The organism is Stenotrophomonas pictorum JCM 9942, assembly GCF_001310775.1.
Taxonomy (GTDB): domain Bacteria; phylum Pseudomonadota; class Gammaproteobacteria; order Xanthomonadales; family Xanthomonadaceae; genus Stenotrophomonas; species Stenotrophomonas pictorum.
In genome coordinates, this window is sequence record NZ_BAZI01000128.1 from 1 (window position 1) to 7,300 (window position 7,300).

Here is a 7,300-nt window from a genome sequence, read left to right on the forward strand (position 1 = left end):
CGGCCGTCGGCGAGGCTGGTCCGGCTTTGCCGCCGACCGCCGGCGACAGTGGCGTGCCGCCGTTGGGCTACGCCATCGCCCAGCTGCACGGCATCTACATCCTGGCCGAGAACGCTGAAGGCTGATCGTGGTGGACATGCATGCCGCGCACGAACGTATCGGCTACGAACGCCTGAAAGCCGCCCATGACGGTATCGGCCTGCACGCGCAGCCGTTGCTGGTGCCGATCACCCTGGCGGTGGGCGAGCGCGATGCCGATACCGCCGAGCGCGAAGCGGCCACGCTGGCCGAACTCGGCTTCGAGATCACCCGCTCCGGGCCGGGTTCACTGCATGTGCGCAGCATTCCTGCACTGCTGGCCAGAGCCGAGCCGGAAGGCCTGTTGCGCGATGTGCTCACCGATCTGCGCGAGCACGGCCAGAGCCGGCGTATCGCCAGTGCCCGCGACGAGCTGCTCTCGACGATGGCCTGCCATGGCGCGGTACGCGCCAACCGGCGGCTGAGCTTGCCGGAAATGAACGCGCTGTTGCGCGATATGGAAATCACCGAGCGTTCCGGGCAATGCAATCACGGCCGTCCGACCTGGGCGCGCTTTTCTCTGGTTGAAATTGATCGCTGGTTCCTGCGGGGGCGTTGAAGATGAAACATTGGGGGGGCGCGGCACTGATCGCCGCGATGCTGTTGGCCGGTTGCGGCGGCAAGGACGAGGACCGCGGGCACACCGCGCCGAAGCCCGATGCCGGGTTCGTGCGTGACAACCAGTTGTGGCGGGAGCAGCGCCTGACCGAGCTGCTGGCGGTCGATGGCTGGACCAGCCTGGTCGGCCTGCACTGGCTGGAGCTCAAGGCGCATTACATCGGCAGTGGCAGCACCAGCGGCATCCGCCTGGCGGTGGGGCCGCCGCGCATGGGCATGGTGTCCCGCGAAGGCGAGGCGCTGTGGTTCACCCCTGAGCCGGGCGTAAGCCTGCAGGTGGACGGGGTGCCGGTGAAAGGCCGCATCCGCTTCCACAGCGATGACGCCGCCGAGCCGACGTTGATCCAGTTCGATGACGGCAAAGGCACGTTGAGCCTGATCCATCGTGGCAGCCGCTATGCGCTGCGGGTCAAACATGCCGATGCGCCGGCGCGTGCGGGCTTTGGCCATCTGGACTATTGGGCGCAGGATCCGGGCTGGCGTATCACCGCCCGCTTCGTGCCGCACGATGCCGGCAAAAGTCTGCCGATCGTCGATATCACCGGGACAACCACGCAGCAGGCCAACGCCGGCGCGGTCGAATTCGAGCGTGATGGCCGCACCTGGCGGCTGGAGGCGCTGGGCGAACCCGGCCGGCCGCTGCAGATCATTTTCGCCGACCGCACCAGTGGCCGTGGCAGCTATGCCGCCGGCCGTTACATCGACCTGGAGGTGCCGGATGCTGACAGCCAGGTGGTAATCGACTTCAATCGCGCCTACAACCCGCCGTGTGCGTTCACGCCGTTTGCGACCTGTCCATTGCCGCCGCCGGAGAATCGCATGGACCTGCTGGTCGAGGCGGGCGAGAAAGCCTATGTGAAACCCAAGCAGGAGACGGCAGGATGAAATGGATGACGCGCGCGGGGCTGCTGCTGGCAACCACGATGCTGCTGGTTGCGCCATTGGCTGCAATCGCCCGGCAGGCCGAGCCGGTTGCGAAGGCGGCGCAGGCACCACCGGTGCCGTTGCTGTGGAAGGTCAGTGGCGCGCAAGGCAGCGCGGTGTACCTGCTGGGTTCCTTCCACATGCTCAAACCCACCGACTATCCCGTGTCGGCGGACGTGGACGCGGCGTTTTCCGCTTCCCGACGGCTGCTGTTCGAGCTCTCGCCCGAGGAGATGGGCTCGCCGCAGCTGGCAACGCAGATGCTGCAGGCGGCGCTGCGACGTGACGGGCGCCAGCTCAAGGATGATCTTGATGACGCCACCTGGCAGCAGCTGCAGGCCTGGGCGGCCGATAACAACATGCCCGTCGAGCGGCTGGCAGGCCTCAAGCCATGGTTTGTGGGCCTGACCATCAGCATCGCGCAGATGGCCCGGCAGGGGCTGGATCCGCAATCAGGCCTGGACCGGCATCTGATGGAGCGCGCCGCGAAGGCCGGCAAGCCGACCGATGGACTGGAGAGCGCCGCCGCGCAGATCAGCATGCTCGACGGCATGAGCGTCGAGGAGCAGCGCCAGTTGCTGCGCGAAGCGCTGGAGCAGGCCGATGAGGGGGATGCCCAAAGCCGGCGACTGCATGATGCCTGGCGTCGCGGCGATGACGGGGTGTTGTGGCGCGACATGGCCGCGCAGATGAAGCGGCAGTATCCGGAGCTGTATCGGCGGATCAATGTGGAGCGCAACGATGCTTGGCTGCCCTTGCTGCAGCCCTGGTTGCAGCAAGGGCAGGGCGACACACTGGTGGTGGTGGGCGCGTTGCACCTGCTCGGCAGTGATGGCGTGGTCGAGAAGCTGCGCGCGCGCGGCTACAAGGTCGAGCGGATCTGTTCGGCGTGCAAGCCGGCCAAGCGCTGAATCATCTGCAGATCAGATACAAAAAGGCCGACGCTTGCGTCGGCCTTTTTGATGCGGGTCAGCGGCTGCTGCGCGATTTGTTGCCCGTGGCGCCTGGCGGTGGATCGGCCGGCTTGTTGGAGGCGGCCGGAGGGCGGCCGAAACCGCCTCCCATGTTGCGCTGGAATTCCTGCCACAGCTCTAGGTTGCGCTCGGTGAGCTGGTTCATCATCGCCCACGGCGTCTGCCCGAGCAGGTTGCCCATCTGCTGGCGGAATTGCTGCTGCTGGTCCAGGAACACCTGCATGCTGCGCTCCAGATAGTTGCCCATGAAGCCCTGCAACGAATCGCCGTAAAAACGGATCAACTGGCTCAACAGCTGCGTGGACAGCATCGGCTCACCGTCCTGCTCCTTGTCGGCGATGATCTGCAACAGGACCGAGCGGGTCAGGTCTTCACCGCTCTTGGCGTCACGGACTTCAAAGGTCTCGCCATCCAGGATCAGCTGCCGCACATCTTCGATGGTGATGTAGCTGGAAATCTCGGTGTCGTAGAGCCGACGGTTGGGGTACTTCTTGATGATGCGGGTCGCAGCCATTAAGCAGTCACTCGTCACGGTATGGGCGCAGCATGGCGCAGTGCAGCAGGGCTTGCAACCGCCAAACGTACGGGTTGCAAAGGCCGGCGAATTGTTATTTGTTGCGCAGCAAGGAATGCGGTCATCGTGCAGCAAGGGGTGGAGGCTTACCAGCCCATGTGGTGGCCGCCGTTGATATCCAGGTTCGAGCCGGTGATCCAGGCTGCCTCTTCGGCCACCAGAAACGCCACCGCGTAGGCGATCTCCTCCGGCTTGCCCAGGCGCCCGGTGGGGATGTCGGCGATGATTTTGGCGCGGACCTCCTCGGGCACCGCCATCACCATGTCGGTGGCCACATAGCCGGGGGAAATGGTGTTGACGGTGATGCCGAAACCGGCGTTCTCGCGTGCCAGGGAAATGGTGAAGCCGTGCATGCCGGCCTTGGCTGCGGCGTAGTTGGCCTGGCCGTACTGGCCCTTCAGGCCGTTGATCGAGCTGATCTGGATCACCCGGCCCCAGCCGCGTTTGCGCATGCCTTCAATCACCGGGCGGGTGACGTTGAACACCGAGTTGAGGTTGGTGTTGATCACGTCGTGCCACTGCTCGGCACTCATGCGATGGAAGGTGGTGTCGCGGGTGATGCCGGCGTTGTTGATCAGGATCTCCACCGGACCGAGCGCCGCCTCCACCGAATCGATCAGCCTGCGACCGCTGGCGGGGTCGGCCACGTCGCCTTCGAACAGCGCGATGTCATATCCCTTGGCCTGCATCTTCTGCTGCCACTGCTGCGCCTTTTCGGCATTGCGGAAATTGCTGGCGACCCGGTGTCCCTGGTCGGCAAGGCGCTGGCAGATGGCGGAACCGATGCCGCCGGTACCACCGGTGACCAGTGCAACGCGGGATGTCATGGGGTGTGCTCCAGGGCGGATTCGCAGGGGAGCGGGTGATTCTAATGAAACCGCGCTCACGCCGGGTGCGAATCGACGGCGATCAAGCCGCTCTTGCGCAGCTGTGCCGGTTCAAACCCCGCAACGGCCTGTTGCAGCAGCTCCGGCAGCGTGACCGCCGCCTCGATCCTGGCCGGCTGCTGGCCCAGTGCCGCCCACAGCCAGCGCAATACCGGTAACGGCTGATCGGCGTTCACCGGCAGCGCGGCCAGGGACTTTGAGAGCTTGTGGCCGTCGCTGCCCATTACCAGCGGCAGGTGCAGGTAAGCGGGTGTCGGCAGGCCCAGCGCCCGTTGCAGGAGGATCTGCCGCGGCGTGGAGTCGATCAGGTCGGCGCCACGCACCACGTGGCTGATGCCCTGGTCGGCGTCGTCCACCACCACCGCCAGCTGGTACGCCCAGCAGCCATCGGCACGCAGCAGGACGAAGTCACCGACCTCCCTATCCACCTGCTGTTCAATCCGGCCTTGCAGGGCATCTTCGAAGGCGATGCGGCTGCCGTCCGGCACGCGCAGACGGATGGCCGGATGGGGGCGCATCTGGCTGGCCACGCAATGGCGGTGGATGCCATGTTGCATGCCCAGATCGGCCCGGCTGCAGTGGCAGTAGAAGGCCTTGCGTTGTGCGAGCAGGGTGTTGATCGCCGCGCGATAGAGGGGGTGCCGCCTGCTCTGGTACTGCACCGGCGCGTCGGACACCAAGCCGAAAGCCGTGAGGGTGGCCAGTTGCCGGTCGGCCGCACCGGCAACCTCGCGGGGCGGGTCCACGTCCTCGATCCGCACCAGCCATTGGCCTGCCGCATGGCGGGCCAGCAGCCAGCTGCCAAAGGCGGCCAGCAGGGATCCCAGGTGGAGCGGACCGGTCGGTGAGGGCGCGAAGCGGCCGCGGTAAACAGAGGAGGACATCGAAACTGAATCGTCCGTCACATTGGTGCTTGAATTCAAGCAGTACGCGCCGCAGATTTAACGCCATTCCCATCCTCACGGATATGTTTCCCATGTTTACCCGTATTGGGCTGTTTCTTCTGACCAACCTGGCGGTGCTGGTCCTGGCCAGTGTTGTCATGTCCGTTTCGGGCGTGAATCCCTCGCAGATGAGTGGCCTGCTGGTCATGGCGGCCATCTTCGGCTTCGGCGGCTCGATCATCTCGCTGCTGCTGTCCAAGTTCATGGCCAAACGCGGCACCGGCGCGGTGGTGATCACTGAGCCGCGCAACCCGACCGAGCGCTGGCTGCTGGATACGGTGGCCCGCCAGGCCAAGGCGGCGGGCATCGGCATGCCGGAAGTGGCGGTGTACGACGCGCCGGAAATCAACGCATTCGCCACCGGCGCCAACCGCAACAACGCACTGGTGGCGGTCTCCACCGGCCTGCTGCACAACATGAGCGAGGACGAGGCCGAGGCCGTGCTGGGCCACGAAATCGCCCACGTCGCCAACGGCGACATGATCACCATGGCGCTGCTGCAGGGCGTGCTGAACACCTTTGTGATCGTGCTGGCCCGCGTGGTCGGCGGCGTCATCGACAGCGCGCTGTCGGGCAATCGCGAAGGCGGTGGTCGTGGCTTTGCCTACTACATCATCGTGTTCGTGCTGGAGATGGTGTTCGGCCTGGGGGCGACGGTGATTGCGATGTGGTTCTCGCGTCATCGCGAATTCCGCGCCGACCAGGGCGGGGCCTCGCTGGCCGGCCGGCAGAAGATGATCGCCGCGCTGGAGCGGCTCAAGCTCAATCACGGCCAGAGCACGCTTCCCACGCAGATCGCCGCGTTCGGCATCGCCGGCTCCACCGCCAAGAAGCTGTTCCTTAGCCATCCGCCGCTGGATGAGCGCATCGCCGCGCTGCGGGCCTCGACGGTGGCCTGACCGGCTTCGGGCACCCTCTGGCGAGAACGCCCGGCAATGCCGGGCGTTTTTTCGTATTGGCGCGGCAGTGGCAATGGGATTGTCGCGACACGCGGCGCCGGCTTCGGGAGCGCGGTGTGGTTGGCTGCGCCCGCCGGATGGGTGTGTACACCCCAAGCAAAAACGGCACCCTTGCGGGTGCCGTTTCATCAACGCGCAAGCGGTCTCGATCAGAACTTCGGATCGAATTCAGCGGCGTAGCCGGTGTTGACGATCACCTTCTGCAGCGCCTCGCACACCTTGATGTTGCCAGCTACCACCTGTTGGGTTTCCGGGCCGCGTGAATCCATGCGGGCCAGCGTCGCGCCGCGGTAGTTGCAGACCTTGCCACCGGCTTCGCGCACCAGCAGGACGCCGGCGGCGATGTCCCAGGCTTTCACGCCGGCCTCGAAATAGGCATCGGCACGGCCACAGGCCACATAGGCCAGGTCCAATGCGGCCGAACCGGTGCGGCGTACGTCTTCTGCCTGCACCAGCAGGGTGTCGACGGTCTTGAGCTGGGTGCTGGCGCGGGCACGCTCACGCGGCGCGAAACCGGTGTGGATCATCGTGCCTTCCAGATCCTTGCGCTCCGCCACCCGGATACGGCGGTCGTTGAGCACGGCGCCATTGCCACGGCTGGCAGTGAACAGTTCGTTGCGCAGCGGGTCGAAAATCACCGCGTCGATCGGCTCGCCGTTTTCGACCAGGGCGATGGAGACGCAGTAGTGCGGGAAGCCGCGCAGGTAATTGCTGGTGCCGTCGAGCGGGTCGATCACCCACATGAAGCGGTTGACGCCCTGGATGCCGCCTTCCTCGCCGAAAATGCCGTATTCGGGGTAGGCGCGCTTGAGTTCCTTGACAATGACCTTTTCCGCATCGCCATCGACTTCGCTGGCGTAATCCATCCGACCCTTCTGTACCACGTTCAGGGCTTCAAGCTTGTTGATGTTGCGGAGCAGGACGTTGCCGGCGAGGCGTGCGGCCTTGACCATGACGGTTACGGCGGGTTTCTGCATGGCGAAAGGCTCCCGTGAAGGCAGAGATCGGATTGGCGGGGGAAAAGAGCAGGTCGGCGCAAAGGCCGTCGCGCAGTTTACCATCTACCGCTGTCCAGCTCCTGATTTTTTTTACCGCCATGTCTGCTTCCGCTCATATTCGTTTTGTTCTTGTCGGCACCCAGCATCCGGGCAATATCGGTGCGGCGGCCCGTGCCATGAAGACCATGGGGCTGTCGAGGCTGGTGCTGGTGGCCCCGGAGAACCCGCTGGATGACGTCGCGTTCCGCCGTTCGGCCGGGGCCGAGGATGTCCTGGGGGATGCCCCGGTATTTGGGGCCCTGGCCGAGGCCGTGGCCGATTGCCGCCTGGTGCTGGGCTGCACC

General features: G+C 65.3%; 8 protein-coding genes and 1 pseudogene. 5 read left to right on the forward strand and 4 right to left on the reverse strand.

Annotated elements, in window-relative coordinates:
* The 3 genes and pseudogenes from JCM9942_RS08340 to JCM9942_RS08350 form a co-directional block, all read left to right on the forward strand.
* Positions 1–637 (forward strand): annotated as a pseudogene (locus JCM9942_RS08340) (DNA mismatch repair MutL family protein); the annotation flags it as partial.
* A gap of 2 nt (positions 638–639) precedes the next feature.
* Positions 640–1,581 carry a DUF1684 domain-containing protein gene (locus JCM9942_RS08345; protein WP_083468472.1) on the forward strand — a complete coding sequence of 314 codons (942 nt, stop codon included), beginning with the start codon at positions 640–642 and terminating at the stop codon, positions 1,579–1,581.
* Positions 1,578–2,531, forward strand: coding sequence for a TraB/GumN family protein (locus tag JCM9942_RS08350; RefSeq protein WP_089153156.1), 954 nt, complete (start codon positions 1,578–1,580; stop codon positions 2,529–2,531). The genes JCM9942_RS08345 and JCM9942_RS08350 overlap by 4 nt, the downstream gene beginning before the upstream one ends.
* 58 nt (positions 2,532–2,589) lie before the next feature.
* Here the strand turns inward: JCM9942_RS08350 and phaR are convergent, their stop codons facing one another.
* From phaR to gluQRS, 3 genes are all read right to left on the reverse strand, one after another.
* The gene (gene phaR, locus JCM9942_RS08355; protein ID WP_054658987.1) at positions 2,590–3,108 is read right to left on the reverse strand and encodes a polyhydroxyalkanoate synthesis repressor PhaR; all 519 of its coding nucleotides are present in this window, start codon (positions 3,106–3,108) and stop codon (positions 2,590–2,592) included.
* Positions 3,109–3,254: 146 nt separating this feature from the next.
* Positions 3,255–3,995 (reverse strand): beta-ketoacyl-ACP reductase, encoded by a 741-nt coding sequence (phbB, locus tag JCM9942_RS08360; RefSeq protein ID WP_054658988.1) that lies wholly within the window; start codon positions 3,993–3,995, stop codon positions 3,255–3,257.
* A gap of 56 nt (positions 3,996–4,051) precedes the next feature.
* Entirely contained in the window at positions 4,052–4,939 is an 888-nt protein-coding gene (gluQRS, locus tag JCM9942_RS08365) for a tRNA glutamyl-Q(34) synthetase GluQRS (RefSeq protein WP_054658989.1), read from the reverse strand.
* 92 nt (positions 4,940–5,031) lie between these two features.
* Here gluQRS and htpX point away from each other — a divergent pair, with 92 nt between their 5' ends.
* On the forward strand, positions 5,032–5,898 hold the full coding sequence (gene htpX, locus JCM9942_RS08370; protein WP_054658990.1) for a protease HtpX: 867 nt from the start codon (positions 5,032–5,034) through the stop codon (positions 5,896–5,898).
* Between the two features lie 209 nt (positions 5,899–6,107).
* Here the strand turns inward: htpX and JCM9942_RS08375 are convergent, their stop codons facing one another.
* Positions 6,108–6,935: an inositol monophosphatase family protein gene (locus JCM9942_RS08375; RefSeq protein WP_054658991.1), complete on the reverse strand. Its 828-nt coding sequence runs from the start codon at positions 6,933–6,935 to the stop codon at positions 6,108–6,110.
* Between the two features lie 119 nt (positions 6,936–7,054).
* On the opposite strand from JCM9942_RS08375, the gene JCM9942_RS08380 reads away from it, so the two are divergent.
* A partial coding sequence (locus JCM9942_RS08380; protein WP_304941132.1) for a TrmH family RNA methyltransferase occupies positions 7,055–7,300 on the forward strand: 246 nt, incomplete at its 3' end.

Excerpts from the sequence above, each read along its gene's own strand:
- phaR (WP_054658987.1), bottom strand. The coding sequence starts at position 3,108 with ATGGCTGCGACCCGCATCATCAAGAAGTACCCCAACCGTCGGCTCTAC.
- JCM9942_RS08375 (WP_054658991.1), bottom strand. The coding sequence starts at position 6,935 with ATGCAGAAACCCGCCGTAACCGTCATGGTCAAGGCCGCACGCCTCGCC.
- JCM9942_RS08350 (WP_089153156.1), top strand. The coding sequence starts at position 1,578 with ATGAAATGGATGACGCGCGCGGGGCTGCTGCTGGCAACCACGATGCTG.
- gluQRS (WP_054658989.1), bottom strand. The coding sequence starts at position 4,939 with ATGTCCTCCTCTGTTTACCGCGGCCGCTTCGCGCCCTCACCGACCGGT.
- phbB (WP_054658988.1), bottom strand. The coding sequence starts at position 3,995 with ATGACATCCCGCGTTGCACTGGTCACCGGTGGTACCGGCGGCATCGGT.
- htpX (WP_054658990.1), top strand. The coding sequence starts at position 5,032 with ATGTTTACCCGTATTGGGCTGTTTCTTCTGACCAACCTGGCGGTGCTG.
- JCM9942_RS08345 (WP_083468472.1), top strand. The coding sequence starts at position 640 with ATGAAACATTGGGGGGGCGCGGCACTGATCGCCGCGATGCTGTTGGCC.